This is a genomic window from Rhodococcus sp. G6(2025) (genome assembly GCF_058628105.1).
The window spans coordinates 429,545-446,098 of sequence record NZ_CP179751.1; the positions used below are offsets into that span (position 1 = coordinate 429,545).

At 61.7% G+C, this 16,554-nt stretch carries 10 protein-coding genes and 2 pseudogenes; 7 read left to right on the plus strand and 5 right to left on the minus strand.

The window, feature by feature from the left end:
• Positions 1-34: 34 nt before the first annotated feature.
• From ACLIVD_RS39015 to ACLIVD_RS39045, 7 genes and pseudogenes are all read left to right on the plus strand, one after another.
• Positions 35-1,189, plus strand: a complete 1,155-nt coding sequence (locus ACLIVD_RS39015) for an ATP-NAD kinase family protein (RefSeq protein ID WP_283336427.1) — start codon at positions 35-37, stop codon at positions 1,187-1,189.
• A 35-nt stretch (positions 1,190-1,224) separates the two neighbouring features.
• Positions 1,225-2,634, plus strand: a complete 1,410-nt coding sequence (gene gcvPA, locus ACLIVD_RS39020; protein ID WP_283336426.1) for an aminomethyl-transferring glycine dehydrogenase subunit GcvPA — start codon at positions 1,225-1,227, stop codon at positions 2,632-2,634.
• Complete coding sequence (gcvPB, locus tag ACLIVD_RS39025) at positions 2,624-4,180, plus strand: aminomethyl-transferring glycine dehydrogenase subunit GcvPB (protein WP_283336425.1); 1,557 nt, start codon at positions 2,624-2,626, stop codon at positions 4,178-4,180. The genes gcvPA and gcvPB overlap by 11 nt, the downstream gene beginning before the upstream one ends.
• 314 nt (positions 4,181-4,494) lie before the next feature.
• Positions 4,495-6,147, plus strand: a complete 1,653-nt coding sequence (locus ACLIVD_RS39030) for an AMP-binding protein (RefSeq protein ID WP_491933269.1) — start codon at positions 4,495-4,497, stop codon at positions 6,145-6,147.
• A gap of 124 nt (positions 6,148-6,271) precedes the next feature.
• On the plus strand, positions 6,272-7,579 hold the full coding sequence (locus ACLIVD_RS39035) for an ArgE/DapE family deacylase (RefSeq protein WP_164063845.1): 1,308 nt from the start codon (positions 6,272-6,274) through the stop codon (positions 7,577-7,579).
• Between the two features lie 326 nt (positions 7,580-7,905).
• Positions 7,906-8,462: pseudogene (locus ACLIVD_RS39040) on the plus strand (malate synthase G); the annotation flags it as partial.
• Between the two features lie 521 nt (positions 8,463-8,983).
• Positions 8,984-9,112 (plus strand): annotated as a pseudogene (locus ACLIVD_RS39045) (DUF4193 family protein); the annotation flags it as partial.
• Between the two features lie 409 nt (positions 9,113-9,521).
• On the opposite strand, the gene ACLIVD_RS39050 reads toward ACLIVD_RS39045, so the two are convergent.
• From ACLIVD_RS39050 to ACLIVD_RS39070, 5 genes are all read right to left on the minus strand, one after another.
• Positions 9,522-10,112, minus strand: a complete 591-nt coding sequence (locus ACLIVD_RS39050) for an ATPase (RefSeq protein ID WP_283336422.1) — start codon at positions 10,110-10,112, stop codon at positions 9,522-9,524.
• Positions 10,109-10,492, minus strand: coding sequence for a TA system antitoxin ParD family protein (locus ACLIVD_RS39055; RefSeq protein ID WP_283336421.1), 384 nt, complete (start codon positions 10,490-10,492; stop codon positions 10,109-10,111). Before ACLIVD_RS39055 ends, ACLIVD_RS39050 begins: the two co-directional genes overlap by 4 nt.
• A gap of 659 nt (positions 10,493-11,151) precedes the next feature.
• Entirely contained in the window at positions 11,152-12,156 is a 1,005-nt protein-coding gene (locus ACLIVD_RS39060; RefSeq protein WP_491933270.1) for an acyl-CoA dehydrogenase family protein, read from the minus strand.
• Between the two features lie 257 nt (positions 12,157-12,413).
• Positions 12,414-13,472 (minus strand): Rep protein, encoded by a 1,059-nt coding sequence (locus tag ACLIVD_RS39065; protein ID WP_491933271.1) that lies wholly within the window; start codon positions 13,470-13,472, stop codon positions 12,414-12,416.
• 1,592 nt (positions 13,473-15,064) lie between these two features.
• Positions 15,065-16,489 carry a VldE C-terminal domain-containing protein gene (locus ACLIVD_RS39070; RefSeq protein ID WP_491933272.1) on the minus strand — a complete coding sequence of 475 codons (1,425 nt, stop codon included), beginning with the start codon at positions 16,487-16,489 and terminating at the stop codon, positions 15,065-15,067.
• Positions 16,490-16,554 lie beyond the last annotated feature (65 nt).

Genomic DNA, 16,554 nt, shown 5'->3' on the forward strand with positions numbered 1-16,554 from the left:
ATTGCGGCCTGCCCGCGCCGGATAGGAGATAGACGTGCACGAGACCTCCACACAGGATGACGACGCGACGCTGCCCACACTAGGACTGATCGTCAATCCCGTGGCAGGGATGGGCGGCGCCGTCGGTCTTAAAGGCACCGACGGAGCCGACATACTCCGCGAAGCGCAATCGCGTGGCGCCCGGCCCACCTCGCAGGCTCGAGCCAGCCTCGCGTTGACACAACTCGCTGCTACCACAGGTTCTTTCCGACTCCTCACCGGTCCTGCCGAGATGGGCGAATGTTCTGCGCGCGCAGCAGGTCTGACGCCGGAAGCGGTGTACGAATTGGCGGCTGGTTGCTCAACCGCTGCCGATACACGAGCGACCGCAGCCATCATGGCCGCTCGACCGGTTGACCTGATTCTGTTCGTCGGCGGCGATGGCACTGCGCGAGACATATTTTCGTCAGTAGGGGATCGTGTCCCCATGGTCGGAGTGCCCGCCGGTGTGAAGATGCACTCGGCACTGTTCGGCACGAACCCAGCGAACGCTGGCCGTCTAGCCGGTCTGTACTTGTCCCGAAATCCTGTGGCCAGGTTGCGCGAGGCAGAGATCATGGATCTCGACGAGGCAGCGATCCGCAACGACACGATGTCCGCGCGCCTCTACGGCTACGCGCGCAGCCCTTTCGAGCGTCATCTCGTCCAGAACGCAAAGTCCGGCTCGCGGCCGGGGAGTGAACAAGATCTGGAGGCCGCCGCTCACCAGTTGGCGCGAGGGATGCGGCCCGACTGCCTATATATCCTTGGCCCGGGAACGACTACACAACGCATAGCCAGTGCTTTGAATCTGCACTCGACCCTGTTGGGTGTCGATGCCGTTCTCGACGGCGAAATGGTCGGAACCGACGTCGATGAAAGTACTTTACTTCGACTGATGAGTGGTCGAGAGACTCGAATAGTCGTCGGCGTTCTCGGTGGCCAAGGCAGCCTCTTCGGGCGCGGAAATCAGCAAATCAGCCCAAGAGTAATTCGCGAAGCTGGGCTCGATCGCATTATGGTTTTCTCGTCTATCGAGAAGCTGATTGCGCTCGGCAATGCGCCGCTCCGTGTCGATACCGGCGATCTCGAATTGGACGAGAGGCTTACCGGTTATATCCATGTTCAAACTGGCAATGATCATAGTGTGATTCATAAAGTCGCCTCATGAAAAACGTCAACCATAAAAGGCATAAGGAGGCATCAATGAGTAACAGCACAGCGCATCCGTACATGGCAAATTCGGTGCCCGCGCTTCAGCAGGAGATGCTCGACGCAATAGGCGTCCCCACCATCGCCGAACTCTTCCAGCAAATTCCCACCGACCACCGCACTACTCGGAAACTCGATCTGCCGCCGACCCTCGGTGAAGCCGAACTCCGACGGCATCTCGTGAACACCCTCGCGAAGAACCGCACGTGCGAGCAGAACTTGAACTTCCTCGGAGCCGGCCTGTGGCAACACCATGTCCCCGCAGCGTGCGACGAGGTGGTTCGCCGAAACGAATGGCTTACCTCAGTCTTTGGTGAGCCCAGCTCGGATCACGGCCGTAATCAGGCATGGTTTGAGTTCTGCAGCCAGCTGGGCGAGCTGCTGAAACTCGACCTGGTGGGCCTACCCGTCCGAAGTTGGGGTTCCGCCGCGGGCCATGCCCTACGAATGGCTGCCCGCATTACACAACGCACGGAGGTCGCGGTTGTCCGCGCGATCGATCCCGAGCGGTTGTCCGTGATCCGCAACTATTGTGAGCCAACAGAGATGGAGAGCCACATCGCAGTCCGGCTGATCGATTATGATCCTGCCAGCGGGCTGATCGACCTGGACGATCTTCGGGCAGCGGTAGGTGAGCACACAGCGGCGGTGTACTTCGAAACGCCATCGTATCTTGGCGTAATAGAGCATCAAGGGGCCGAGATCGCGGCCATTGCGCGTGCTGTAGGTGCGGAAACCATCGTCGGTGTCGATCCCATTTCGCTCGGGATTCTCTCATCGCCGGTAGATTTCGGCGCGGACCTCGTTGTCGGAACGATCCAGCCGCTTGGCATCCATATGCACACCGGCGGGGGAGTCGGCGGTTTCATAGCCTCACGCGACGAGGATCGCTACGCTCATCAGTATCCCACCTTGTTCATCAGTATTGCCGAAACGACCAAGCCTGGGGAATACGGATTCGGTCTCAGTCTTTTCGAGCAATCGTCTTATGGTTTGCGAGACAAGGGAAATGACTGGACCGGCCATTCGGTGTACATGTGGGCCATCGCTGCAACCACATACATGGCGTTGATGGGGCCTCAAGGGTTCGAGGACGTCGGGGGGTTGATCCTGCAGCGCGCGCACTATGCGGCACAGTTGTTGTCGGAGATCGATGGGGTCCGAGTTGCCTTTCCGTCGGGTTTCTTCAAAGAGTTCGTCATCAACTTCGATAACACAGGTAAGACCGTTGAAGAGATCAACGATGCATTATTGAATATCGGGATCTTCGGTGGGAAAGACCTGACGAGGGATTTCCCTGAGTTAGGTGCCAGTGCACTCTATTGTGTCACCGAGATCCATACAAAAGCTGATATTGATCGCCTGGTGGGCGCTCTCAGAGAGGTGACTGCAAATGAGCACTAGGGTAAACGAAATCCAGGCCCCGGTTTGGAACGAACCGATCATCATGGAGATGGGCTACCCTGGCCGTCGAGGTGCAGTGTTCTCTCACGCCGAGGACGACATCGAAGCACGGGTTGGCGCAGCGGTCGACCTTATCCCCACCGCCGTGCGCCGATGCGACCGTCCCGGGTTGCCCGAGATGTCCGAGCCGGAGGTGCTGTACCACTACCTGCGATTGTCACAACAAACGCTGGGAATGATGGGTGTCAGTCTTTTCGGAACCTGCACGATGAAATACAATCCGCAGGTCAACGAAGCACTTGCGTGGCGGCCGGAAGTCACCGAAGTACATCCGCTGCAGCACGAGGACACGCTGCAGGGAACACTGGAGATTGTGCACGGGATGGATCTCATTCTGCGTGAGCTTTCCGGAATGGACCAGTTTGTGTTTCAAGCTGGTGGTGGGGCGGAAGCTGCTTTCGTCAACGCCTCGGTGACCCGCGCCTACCATGCCTCCCGGGGTGAGCTGGAACAACGAAACGAAGTCATCACGACTATTCAAACTCACCCTTGCAACGCCGCGACAGCTGCTGCCGCGGGGTTCAAGGTGATTACGTTGATGCTCGACGAGAAGGGCTACCCATCCCTCGACGCGCTCAAGGCTGCTGTGTCGAATCGGACCGCGGCCTTGATGGTCGGTAATCCCGATGACATGGGCGTCTACAACCCGGAGATGAAGGAGTGGGTGGAGATTGTCCACGAAGCGGGTGGCCTCTGTTTCTACGACAGCGCCAACTTCAATGGCACGATGTCGAAGATACGACCCCGTGAAATCGGCTTTGATGCATGTATGTTCATGCTTCACAAAACCTTCGGCGCACCTAAGAGCGGCGTCGGAGGACCCGCTACTGGCGCCTATGGGTGTTCGGCTGAGCTCGCCCCGTTCTTACCCGCTCCGCTTGTCACCTTCGACGGTGAGCGTTACCACCTCGATCACGACCGCCCCGACAGTGTCGGAAAAATACGCGAATTCTGGGGCAACGTGCCGGTCATCCTTAAAGCGTACGCATGGGTGCGAGCAATGGGCGCTGAGGGTATCGCCCAGGCGTCCGACATTTCTGTATTGGGAAACAATTACATGGAAAAAGGACTACTCGCAATCCGAGGCGTCACTCGGTCTTACCCTGAGAGTACGAGCCCCCGCCTCGAAATGACGCGATACAGCATGCAGACCCTCAAGGAAGACACCGGCGTCGACGTGCACGATGTGCAGAACCGTATGACTGACTTCGGGATCGACGCGATGTGGACGAGCCATGAACCGTGGCTAATTCCTGAGCCCTTCACACCAGAGGCCGGCGAGATGTACGGCAAAGAGTCCTTGGATCGATGGATCGCGGTACTCGCCCAGATTTCTGATGAGGCATATTCGAATCCCGATATTGTGAAATCAGCCCCACACAATCAGGCAATTCATCGATTGAAGCCCGGTGTTACCGATGACCCCAGTACTCGCGCTATGACCTGGCGCGCTTTCCAACGAACGCGCGCGCAGATCCGCTCGTAAGCACTCCCAGTCGGCGGCTGCTGGACATATTAAAGTAGCGAGTCTGCAGTAGCGCTGGATGACACATCGTGGATTGCGTTGGGTACCGCCATCGCAAGGTTGTCAGCATATTAGTTGGGGCAAGTCCAACATCTTCCTTCCCGAGGTGGATTCAAGAAATCGGTGCGCTTTGTCGATCAATGTTACGCGCGGACAGCCCCACGCGTCGGGCACGTGTGAGACGCCACGCATGGACATTCAGAAGCCTTGGGAGCGTGCACACGGGCGTTGACCAGCGAACGGCGATCGACTGCGCACGCTGAGTCGCAACGACAATGACCAAACCGTTTCAAATTGAAGGAGCTTTCGTGACAGGACTGGACACACCGATAACGCCTTTGAAATTCCTTGAGCGCTCGGCCCAGGTACATCCGAACAAGACCGCGGTCGTAGACGGGGAGCGGCGCATATCGTATTCTGACCTCGCATCCATTGTCACACGCCTTGCGCACGGTCTTCGCCAGTCAGGAGTCGGATCCGGTGACCGAGTTGCCTATCTGGCAACCAACTCGGCTGAGCTATTGGCGGCCCACTATGCAGTCCCTCTTATCGGCGCGGCACTGGTCGCAATTAACACGCGATTGTCGCCACCGGAGATCGAGTACATATGTAACCACTCTGAGGCTGTCCTTCTGCTCGGCGAACCCGTCTTGCTCGAACAGCTGCATGATGCGTCGCTACTGACAGTTCGGGAGACGGTACAACTACCGCAGCAGGACGGTAGCTACCTGGACACCGGGCAGTCACACCTCACCTATGACGCACTCATGGCACGCGGGTCGGAAGAGCCTTTGCCCTGGGAGGTCGACGACGAGACCCGAACCATCTCGATCAATTATACGTCGGGCACCACCGGTCGCCCGAAGGGGGTGATGTACACCCATCGCGGCGCGTACCTCAACTCTCTCAGTCAGATTCACCATCAGCACTTCGACATCGACACCAAATACCTGTGGACACTGCCGATGTTCCACTGCAACGGCTGGTGCGGCCCCTGGGCAGTCACTGCCGCATCTGGAACTCACGTATGCATCCGTGCGGTTCGCGGTGACGCGATGTGGTCACTCATCGACAGCGAAAAGATCGACCACATGAGTGGGGCACCGACGGTTCTCACGACGCTCGCCACTGCCGATGCAGCGCATCGGCTCGACCGGAGCATGACCATCACTACAGCAGGAGCTCCACCCAGCCCAACCACAATCCGGGCGGTCAGAGCACTCGGAGCCGAAATCGTGCATGTGTACGGCCTGACCGAGACGTACGGACCGTGTGCAGTCTGCGAACCTCAGGCGGACTGGGCCGCGCTCGATGAGGACACACTGGCGAGGCTGCTGGCGCGTCAGGGAGTGGGAATGCTCGCCTCCGGCCCAGTGCGGGTAGTCCGCACTCAACGCGGTCCGCATGGCGAACTCGTCGACGTCGCCAGCAACGGTACCGAGATGGGCGAGATCGTCATGCGCGGAAACATAGTCATGAAAGGGTACTTCGGCGACGATTCGGCCACCGCGGAGGCCTTCTCCGGGGGCTGGTTCCATTCCGGCGACCTGGGAGTCATGCACCCAGATGGCTACACACAGCTCATGGACCGCGCCAAAGACATCGTCATATCCGGCGGTGAGAACATCTCGACAATCGAGGTCGAGCAAGTTCTCATGTCCCACCCATCGGTGTTGGACGTCGCGGTGATCGGCGTTCCGGACACGAAATGGGGAGAACGACCCAAAGCGTTCGTGGTTCTGAAGACGGATTCCACCGTCTCCGACTCCGACCTGACGCAGTTCGTACGGGACCACATCGCGGCGTTCAAGGCGCCACGAGAAATCGTGTTCCTACCCGAGCTACCGAAGACCTCGACCGGAAAGATTCGCAAGAACGAGTTACGCGACCGCGAATGGCATGGAGAGCGCGAGCGGATCCGAGGCTGATCGCTTCTGGACAAGCGGCATGGCCACCCCGATGACTGCAGATCGATGGTTTCGTGGACCAACCGGGTCAGGCTCCACTCAGCCAATGGCTCTCATGATCACATCAATTCGAAAGGACGCGGGCATGACAGAACATGCAGTTCGGCGTGTACTCGCCGCGATCGAGGACTCGCGTCAACGAATAATCGACGACGTGAAACGTCTGGTCGAGGTGCCCAGTGTGAATCCGAACTATCCTGGCGTCAGGTCCGAAGACTATCTCGGTCAGGAATCCGAGGCGAACCTCTTACTCCGCGACAGATTCGGCTATCTCTTCGACAGCTCCCAACTCGTCAAGAGCCAAGAAAAACGCGAGAACCTCGCTGGTGTCGTGAAGGGCGGTGGCACAGGTCGGTCGCTGTTGCTCAACGGCCACATCGACGTCGTGCCGGCGGGGAATCTCGATACATGGACAGGTGACCCCTTCGTCGCGAGCGAAGTCTCCGGCCGAATACACGGCCGAGGGGCAAGCGACATGAAGAGCGGGATTGTCGCTGCCTTCAGTGCGATCGAAGCGATCCGAACGTCAGGTATCGAGCTTGCCGGCGACCTGGTCGTTCATTCCGTGGCAGGTGAAGAATTGGGCGAGCATGAAGTCGGGACAGGCTGCGTGCTGCAGAATGGATACATTGCGGACGCGGCGATAGTCGTCGAGCCATCCGCTAGTTTCGATTCCCCGCTGACGATCAATCCAACTGCTGCGAGCTTGTTGTGGGGTCGAGTTCGAGTCGAGGGACTCGCCGGGCATCCAGGGCTTCGCCGCGAGCTGGTACGGGCCGGCGGGGCCGGTGCGCAGGCGGGCGTGAACGCGATTGACAAAGGCTACTTGGTTCTGCAAGCGCTATACGGGATCGAAGAGCAATGGGGGCTGAGCAAGCAACGCCCACTGTTCAAGCCGGGACATTTCGTCGTCATGCCCGGAACGATTCACGGACGCGGGAAAGACATCGACATTCCATTTGTCTTTGCTGAGTACTGTGAGATCGATTTCATCGTGTGGTATCCACCGGAGGACGACTCCGACGCAGTGAAGCTCGAGATCGAGAGTTTCGTCAATCGGTCGGTCTCCTTGGACCCTTGGTTGGCGGAGCACCCACCCACCTACGAGTGGCTGGTCGAGTTTCCGGGCTTCAACACCCGAGATGATCACGAAATCGTCCGCACTCTCGGTAACGCTCACGAACAAGGGACCGGCAGCACAGCAATAGTCGAAGCTTTCCCCGCCGCCTGCGATGCGACATGGATTGCGCGAACAGACATCCCGGTTGTGAATTATGGGCCGGGCCATCTGGCAAACGCTCACAAGCCGAACGAATACTGTGACGTAGACGAAATCATCTCCGCAACCAAGAGTTTGGCGCTCACTGCACTCGATTGGTGCGATGTGAAGTAACCGTTGCAGGCATCCTCGTCGAGCTGAACAAGAACAGGGAGACCAAGTTCAACGGACTTCATCAAGTGGTCCTTGACGACAAGGGCTGCGGTCGCCACACCTAATTTAATTCATGCTCCTGTCGTCAATAATCCGACGGACGGGGTCGCCGGATGTGGTGGCGCTGGGAATCCCCTGAGTAGCAACCGACGAGCCCAGTCACGGCTCGTGTGGCGGCATCCACCTTCAACATCGACGGGCTTTTACTTTCGGGAAAGTTGCAGTCCGTTGACTGAGCAAGCACGCGCCTGTTCGAGCTGATGACAAAGTATGGGACCGAACAGACCATGACCGATCGCAAGAGTGTTGGTGGTCTTCAGGTTGCCAAGGTGCTGTACGACTTCGTGCAGAACGAGGCGCTCCCGGGTACCGGTGTCGATTCCCGATCAGTTCTGGGGTGGCGTCGAAACGGTGATGACCGATCTGGCACCGAAGAACAAGGCGCTCCCGGCGGTGCGTGACGAGATCGCAGGGCAAGGCCGACGCCTGGCACGGCGAGCATGCCGTTCCCGACTACGACCGCGCCACCTACAAGGCGTTCTTGAAGGAGATCGGTTACATGCGACGAGCCTGCCGACTTCCCTCACGACCTCGGGCGTCGACACCGAGGTCATCATGACGGCGGGCCCAGTTGGTGGTTCCCGTGCTCAATGCACGCTTCGCGATCAATGCCTCCAACGCTCGATGGGTTTCGCTGTACGACGCGTTGTACAGCACCGACGCCATCTCCGACGAGGGCGGCGCCGAGAAGGGCACCTTGTACAACAAGGTGCTCGGATACAAGGTCATCGCGTTCGCTCGCGGGTTCCTCGACGAGGCCGCCCCGCTGTCCTCCGGTAGCCACGAATGGGATGGGGCACAAGGTGGAGAACGTGCGTGATCCCATTCCGCGCATGAACCTCCGCAGCCAGCCCACGGCCACAGGGCGTGCCCGGTGGCAGGAACCGAGCCAGTGCCAGCGCGATCATCGCGCTACCCGGCGAACGCCGCTGCCCGCACGCGCAGGGTCTCCGGGTCGGTATCGATCAGGCAGGCCGGGTGTGCCCGTCCACGACGGCGCTGCCCCTGAGTGGTTGTGTCGTCGGAGGAACTTGCCCCGGGCACGCGCGCCCGGTAGCGGCGCCGTGAGGTGATGGGTCGGTGGGATTTCGATGCGAGTTCAGCCCGCGGGCGGCGAACCAGACGTTGTCGGATTCCGGGTTGGCGTTGGTGTGTGTACGTGGGCCGCAGTGCCGGTGGGCGGATCTGATCTTGCTCGGGGATGAGGTGGTGGGGGAGTGGATCTGGCTGGCGCGGCATGCTAACGAGATCGCCGAACAGTACTGCCGCGACCACCCCGGGAGCGGCACGCCGGTGTCGTGACGTGGTTCAGACCTGTCCGGCGAAGAACTCACCGCCCGGGTCATCCCGAAGCAGGCGGGCGAATTCACGTGCACCAGTTACTTCCTCGTCCACCACCGCATCTGCCTCGCCAGCGGTGCCCAGCTGATCTGCGGGACTGCGGGACTGCGCCTGAGAACACCGAACATCCGAGGGCCGCATCTTCGAGCCCTCGAAACATATCGCGCCCCTCCTGAGGTCACCTACTGACCGGAGTCATCACCACCGTAGTGGCACCGCACACACCCCAAGCACCCGAACACTTTCCGAGGGCACGGGACCTGAGCACGTTCTTCGACGGGCCGTAGACAGTCAGCTCCAGGGCCGGCAGTTCGAAGGATTCGGCGGTGTCGTGTCCTCGACGTCCACGATGGGGGACTGGGTGTCTTTCGGCTGGCGGTGAGCTGTTCGAGGGCGTGTCGGGCTCGTCGGAGTCGGTGACTTTCGGTGCGCCGTGGTCGGTGGCCGTGCCTGTTGGGTTCTCGTGTTCTGGGTGTTCGGATCCGCCGGGCTGTTACCGCACCTATGGGTGCTCGCCCCGGCTGGTGTGCGAGGTCAGTTCTGCGGGTGTCCAGGCGGGCCAGGTGGCTTCGCCGACGAGGTGTCCGTCGGTGAACTGGGCGACGATGCGCGGGCCGGTGCTCGAGCTGTTGTCGTACACGGATACGTGATCAGACCGTGGGAACGCCTGAGCGAGCAGACCCCATATTCTTTGGTATCGCTGGCGGATCTTGTCTTCGGGCACTTCGTGTCCACCGGCTCGGACCCGGTAGCGCACACGCTGGACCGCTAGTTCCTCGGGAATCATCACCACATGTAAGACGACGGTGTAGTCGTGTGTGCGTGCTTCGTCGATCAGCTCCAGCTTCGACGGATGGGAGAACACCGTCTCGGCGATGAACGATTTCCCTAGGGTGAGCAGGTGTGCTCGGGTCTTCGCGGCGATCTCTGCCGCCTCATAGGAGTGGGCAGCCGGATCTGCCGGCCATCGTTGTTTGGCGATCTCGTCGGCATTGACGAACGGGCTGGCTGGAAGCAGTGGAGCGAGGGTGAAGGCCACGAAGGTGGACTTGCCGGCGCCGTTGCAGCCGGCCACCAGGTCGAGTCGTTTCACTCGGGCAGGACTGTGCGCGTGCCGTCGGGACGGTACTCGATGATCTGACCGTCCTCGGACAGCGCGACCGTGGTGATGCCCTGGGCCGCGAGCGCGGCACTGTAGTCGGTGGTGGCCAGTTGTTCCTCGATCGCCGCGTTGATCTCGGCGTTGAACACTGTGCCTTCTTCGGGTCCGAGTTCACCGATCGGCAACCGGCCGGCTAGAGCGTCTTCTACTCGGCGCCGGGCCGCGGTCTGCCGGCTCGAGACCGCACGTCCCACCCGGGCCCAGTGTTCGAGTTGTTGGCGTCCGGTGCGGTGTTGCCGTTCTCCCTCGGCCATGGCGCTGGCCACCAGGTCCGCTGCCAGGCGGGTGACCTTGTCCGCAGTACTTTGCATCACTTCACTCCCGGGTGGTGTAGCTAGTTGCTACAAGTGTAGCTGATAGCTACAGGCGCTGTTGGGTTCCTGTTGTCGGAAGGCCTGCCCGAATCCCGCCGACGATCGTCGGTCCTTCCTTCGAGACCACGCCGCCGGGTGCGGTGAAGGTCCCCCTAAACGACAAAAAGCCGCCCCCAACTGGCCATTGAGGTCACTCCGGAGGCGGTTTAACGTGAAGGGTGCGGGCCGTATTCCGTCGGGTCGAGACTTGGCATTCCGGGATGCGACCCGCCGGTTTTGCTGACTCCTGCCTCCGCTGCGAGCCGCCTAGCTGAGCCGCCAGCGAGCACCGCATTCCTGAGCGCGGTGCTCCACGCATGGTTTGAGGGCGCAAGGGTAACTGGCCGAGACTCGCCGAGTCGCCTTACCGCGAAGTGGTAGGCCCGGGGTAGATGGGACTCGCGGCGGGGTTGGGTGATGCACCGTGCATCACGGTGGGCGGCGACCTGGCCGACGATTCTTCTGTTGGGCGCTGTTCTGCTTACTGATCAGACGGGTGGGTCGGTCCGCCTGATCGCCGGTTCCGGTGGAGTGAGACGGGGAGGCTTGCGATGGGACTGAGGGTGCGAAAACGGGGTCTGGGATCGCCGTCATGCGTCTCGGTCCGGCGGTTCCCTCTAAGGAGTTCCTGCGGTCAGGATGCGTGACTTGATTTCCGGGGTGGTGGTGCAGACGGCACTGAAGGCGGCTTCCCGGGCCAACCGCTCGGTGGGCTCACCGCGTTGGACGGATCGGCTCCCCGCGGCGGTGGCGACGTAGGTGGCGGCGGTGACGGCGAATTGGCTGGCCTGGGCGCGGGCGTTGTAGATGTCTCCGTCGCCTGTGGCCGCGTTGTTGAGTGCTGTGCGGATCGTGGTGTGTGTTTCCCGCAGTTGCGGGCAGGGGTGTCCGATGCGGTCGGCTTCGGTCAGGCACGCTCGTGTCACGCCGAGGGCGAGGGAGCCGTTGATCCGGAGAATGGCGCGGTCCGCGATGCTGAGTCCGCCGCGACGAGCCTTTCGGACGTGGATGACCGAGGCGTGGGGGACTTCGTATCCGTTGAAGGTCAGTTCGACGGTGTTGGATGCGCCGGCCGCGGACAAGCAGATTCGTTTCGCGTGGACACCTCGACCGTCGGTTGCGTCCATGAGGAAGGTGACGGTTTTCTGGGCTCGGGTGTCGTATGCGGTGACACCGATGACGTTGACGAGGCCCCATCCGGTCACGAACGGTGCCTGCCCGGTAACGGTGTATCCGTTGTCTGTTTCGGTCGCGACGATGAGGGGGTTCTCCGGGTTCGCGTAGCCGCTGCCGGACACCCCGGCGGTGACGGCGCCGCTGCGCAGGTCGGCGAGATAGCGGGCTTTGAGGGTGTTGTTCCTCGACATCACCATTCGGAGGAGGGTGCCGTGGTGCTGTGCCCAGACGAATGCGGTCGCCAGGCAGCCGCTGATGAGGATTTCGCCGACGTCGGCGAGGGTGTGGACGGGATCTGTGGTGGCGAAGGCGAGGCCGTAGAAGCCCCGGTCGCGTAGTGCGGCGAAGTGCGATGACGGGAGCTTCCCGGCCCTGTCGACCTCCGCCGCGGCGGGCCGCAGCACGTCGTCGGTGAGGTCTTGCGCTTGCTGCACCCAGTCCGTCATGGCTGACACCGTATCCACACTGCGCCGCACCCAGCCGACGTACTCCAATGGTGGGCGGACGCCGTGAGACTCGTCCAGCTTCTGAGAACTCGCACCCCTGCGGCAGCGGTCCGCTGCCGCAACGTCGATCGAGATGTTCCCCATGTCGCGTCCGGTGTAGTCCCACGGCAGTAGCAGTCGGTCCGTGACCCGAGGTGCGGCGGCTCGATGATGGTGGAGGACTACCCGCGAGACTGGTGAACGTCCCGCTGGACGGCTCATCGGACATCAACTCGGCGATGTGCGGTGTGACGCAGGGCGCGGCGGATCTGTGCGAGGGCGGCTTCCCGCTGCTCCGGGGTTGCTCGCATGGCGTTGCGACGGTGGATTGCGGTGCGGTGGGCTTGTTGTTCGCGGCGGCGCCGGGCGTCGGCCGCGGCGCGGTGCTGGCTGGGTGAGGGGCCGGTCCAGTCGATGTGGGTCAGTCGCCAGCGAAGGAGGGCGACCGGTGAGCTGATCCGGTCTGCTGTGGGCCAGGTCCAGCCACGTTCTCGGGTGTCGCGGTCGAGGGTCTGTGCGATGTCGTGGCCGGTCCAGCGGGTGGTGTCGATGCCGGCGGCCTGGATGGTGTCGCAGATGTTGCCGATATGGCCTTGGGCGAGAACGGGGGAGCGGGCGATGAGGGTGGCGGCGGCTCGTTGGAGGTGGAAGGGTCGGGGTTGTGGGGTGGGTGTGGTGGGCCGCGCGTGTGCGCGTTGGTGAGTACTTCGTAACGAAAGATTATGTGAAGGAACGTAAGTGCTGGGGGATAGGGTGTCAGCGCCGGTGGCCTGGGGACGGGGTGTGCTGGCCGCGGTGGTGGGTTGTTGGGGCCGGGTGCGGTGGCGTGCGAGACGTCGGGCGGCGCGGGTGCGGCGCGAACGCGATGGTCGTTGTGGGGGTGGGGGAGTGGCGTCGACGACGTGTTTCGGGGAGCTGAGTGCCCAGACGGATGCGGCTTGGTGTTGTTGCCCGCCGTGGTGGAGTTCGGCGGCCATGTATTCACGGGTGCGCAGTGTTCGGCCGCGTTCGACTTCGACGCCCATCTGGAGGGTTTTGAGGACGCGGCGGGCGCGGTTGACGACGGAGAGTGAGACTCCGGCGTGGTGTGCGATGAGTTGCCGGGATGCGGTGACACCACGGCCGGTGGTGGAATCCGCGAATCGGGCGTGGGCAGTGGCGACGGCCATCAGGCGTTCGATGCCGATGCTGTGGGCGGTGAGTGCGGCCTGGCCGGCGGTGGTGTGGGTGATGTGATGGCGGAGTTGGCGTAACCATTCGGTGCGGCCGGACCACACGGGGATGGCGGCTTCGCGTCCGGGTGTGATTGGGAGCGTGAAGGATCGGCCGCGTTGCCCGGTGTCGCGGTTGTACTCGTGGAGCTGGTTGATGGCATGGGTGGCGGCGTGGACGGACGCTTCCCAGGTGTCGACTTCTGTCGACTGCAGAACGCGACGTCCGGCGTGGACGGATGACCTGGAGTCTGTGGGCGAAACGGGTTGTGTTGATGCTGATTCAGGATATGGGTTAGCCTGAGACGTACCACCTGGCATAGGTAGTCCCTTCGGGAAATGCAGTACGAGTGTCGGAAGCGGTAACTTCCGGCACTCACCCTCAGAGAATGTGACGGCTCGGCAAGGCCTTCACCCTCTCGGTTGAGGAGGACCGGCAAGTCCTCCTCAACGAAATGCCGCGGAGCGGTTCGGGAACTTCAAACCACCCCCACCAAGGGGGTTTTCGTGTTTCTGCGGGCCTGCGCTATGAAGTTCGGATTGTCGGGGTCGCGCAATGGGTTCTGGTCAGGGGCAACGCCTTGCTGTGGGCGTGGGTGGGTGCCGATTCGCTCGGGGCCGCCCCGGCGAACTGTGGAGGTTCGCGTGGGGTCCGGTAAGGGGTCGGAGAAGGGTTGGTTGTGGCCGCAGCTGCACCGGTCACGCCGACCGCGGTGCTAGCTGGACGGGAGCAAACTTCTATAGCGCAGCCGACGTCACGGGTCTGCTAAGTGGTCGCCTTTCCGAAACCGGATGAAGGCCATCGCCACGAGGTTGCACGTTGACCCGACTCTTAGAACTGACGACATGATTTGCGTTGCCAAAGCCAGCCCTCGACTCGGTGCACCCGACGGCTGATCCGTGACGCCACAACCTTGCGTGCACCGCTCTCTGATCAGTACGCATTTCCGCGCTGCTCCTCTCCTGGTCCGGCGGGCACATAAGCTCACCGCCAATTGATCTCTCCTACTCGGAGGAAGATCCCGGCAAGGGGGCCCTGTGTGACACGGAAGCCGCATTTTTCTTGTCAGTGCACATCTCCGCATGTAGTACACACACCGCTACTTGGAGCGTCCCCAGGTGTCCCACCACATTCCGCCATGCGGACCGTGTGCAACCGTCTTACTTCCCTGGCGCAGCAACAGAATTGCCCCGGCCAGCTCTTGACACGTGCGCTACGCTCCAGACAGCGCAACGAAGAGAGCACGGATGGAGCGAAGCCGCTCCGCAAGGATATTCTCGCGCTCAGGCAACTACCCCTTTTGCATCCCAGCGGCACTCTTCAGCGGTGGAATGCGAAACGCGTTGAGCCCAGTGAACTAGTGACATCACAGGTCACACTAGCCAGGACCGTCTCATCGTCGCCGGATGTCTATAACACCGACCCCGTAGGGGCATAATGAGATTTCTGTTTGGGGCGAACCACTACCTTCTTCGGTATCTGATTCACGAGTGCATGACTCGCTGCGCATCGTCATATTGCCTCTAGTAGATGCCGAAGGTGAGCAGAGATACCAAACCAAAGGCGCGTTCGGAGTACCGCCGATCGTGCCGGTGAGTGAATCGCGTGAACGGCACCGATTCCTCGTGTGGCAATGAGGTCCCGGGTAGATCGAGTGTCAGGATGCCAACTTCTTCATGTGCTCACGCACGGCCGGCACGTATGCCTGGGTCTGGCCGAACGGCGGAATCCCGCCGTATGTAACGACGGCACCCTCCCCGCCGTTGTAAGCGGCGATGATCAGATCGGTGAAGTCGCCCTTGACGGCTCCACTGTCGTGATGTGGTCGAAGGTAGTCGGCGATGTAGCAGAGATAGCGCCCTTCCGAGGCGATCGCGTCGTACGGATTGAACGGGTCGGCAGCGTTCGGTGGTTCGGCTTTTCCGCTTCGATCTAGACCGGAATCCGTACCGAATGCCTTCCAGGTCTCCGGCATGAACTGACTCATTCCTTCGGCGCCGCCCTGGTTTGCGCCATCGCCCTTGCTGACGACCTTTTCGTTGAACCCGGACTCTTGTCGAACGATGCCGGCAACCAAAACCGGACTCACCTCTGGGCACTGAGACCCAGCGGCCGAGACTGCGTTGGTGTATTGCGGCGGGATGCTGCCAGGGGCGAACTTGGTCTGATCACCGCCCTCTGGCGGGCACGGCTCCGTGGTGGTCGTACCGCCCGGAGCGCTGCCGTAGCGGGTGTCGGCGGTCGGCATCCCGCCGCCCTCGAGTGTCACGTGTACGTGGTCGAAGTGGTTTGCGGTGTAGCCGTGCCGGTCCTCCATCAGCAACCAGTCACCGGTGCCATCCCAGTAACGCTGTTGCCAGATCAGGTACTCGACGTTGAGTGCCACTTTGTTCTGTTGGAGGTACAGGGCGATCTTGTCGCCGAGCGCCTTCCCTTGGGCGCTCGCGGAATCGGGAATCATGATGTCGACCGCGCGGCCGTCGGGGTGGTCCTGGGCGACGTCGTCCGTGGGGCGCCATCCGCCGATGGTTGTGATCTCGGGGAAGGCCGCCGCGATTGTGCGCATGACGCGGATGGAGTCGACCTGCATGTGCGCTTCGCTGCCTTTGTCGGCGGGCAGCGGTGGTAGGTCTCCACCGGTGGAATCGGTATGTGCGACCAGCTCTGCTGGTCCTCCATTGGGCGAGATGGTTCCTTGTTGTTTGAGCCACGGAATGGGATCTACTCCGCCGCCCAGTGACCAGCCTTCGGGGTAGATGCCGAAGTGAAGATGCGGTCCACTTGACTGTCCTTCGCTGCCCACCTTGCCGATCAGTTGGCCCGCTTTGACCTTGTCTCCGGTGTGGACGAGGACCCCGGACGCCTGCATGTGCCCGTATAGGGATTCGACGATCTGGCCCTCGATGGTGTGCCGGATCCGAATCCAGTGTCCGTAGCCGGCGGCGGGCTCGGCGGCGATGACTTCGCCGTCACCGGCGGCGTAGAACGGGGTGTCCAGTGGTGCTGCGTAGTCCTGGCCGTCGTGCATGCCTCCCTCGCGCATGCCGAAGGGTGAGCTGATTGTGTAGGTGCCTTCGGCCATCGGGACCGCGAGGGATCCGGGCTTGATTCCCATGAGGCTGCCGCCCCCGGCGTCTGGCACAGGTC

Bases quoted from the DNA above. Each gene is read 5' to 3' on its own strand.
- gcvPA (WP_283336426.1), top strand. From the start codon at position 1,225: ATGAGTAACAGCACAGCGCATCCGTACATGGCAAATTCGGTGCCCGCG.
- gcvPB (WP_283336425.1), top strand. From the start codon at position 2,624: ATGAGCACTAGGGTAAACGAAATCCAGGCCCCGGTTTGGAACGAACCG.
- ACLIVD_RS39030 (WP_491933269.1), top strand. From the start codon at position 4,495: ATGACCAAACCGTTTCAAATTGAAGGAGCTTTCGTGACAGGACTGGAC.
- ACLIVD_RS39035 (WP_164063845.1), top strand. From the start codon at position 6,272: ATGACAGAACATGCAGTTCGGCGTGTACTCGCCGCGATCGAGGACTCG.
- ACLIVD_RS39055 (WP_283336421.1), bottom strand. From the start codon at position 10,492: ATGCAAAGTACTGCGGACAAGGTCACCCGCCTGGCAGCGGACCTGGTG.
- ACLIVD_RS39060 (WP_491933270.1), bottom strand. From the start codon at position 12,156: ATGACGGACTGGGTGCAGCAAGCGCAAGACCTCACCGACGACGTGCTG.
- ACLIVD_RS39070 (WP_491933272.1), bottom strand. From the start codon at position 16,489: ATGGCCGAAGGCACCTACACAATCAGCTCACCCTTCGGCATGCGCGAG.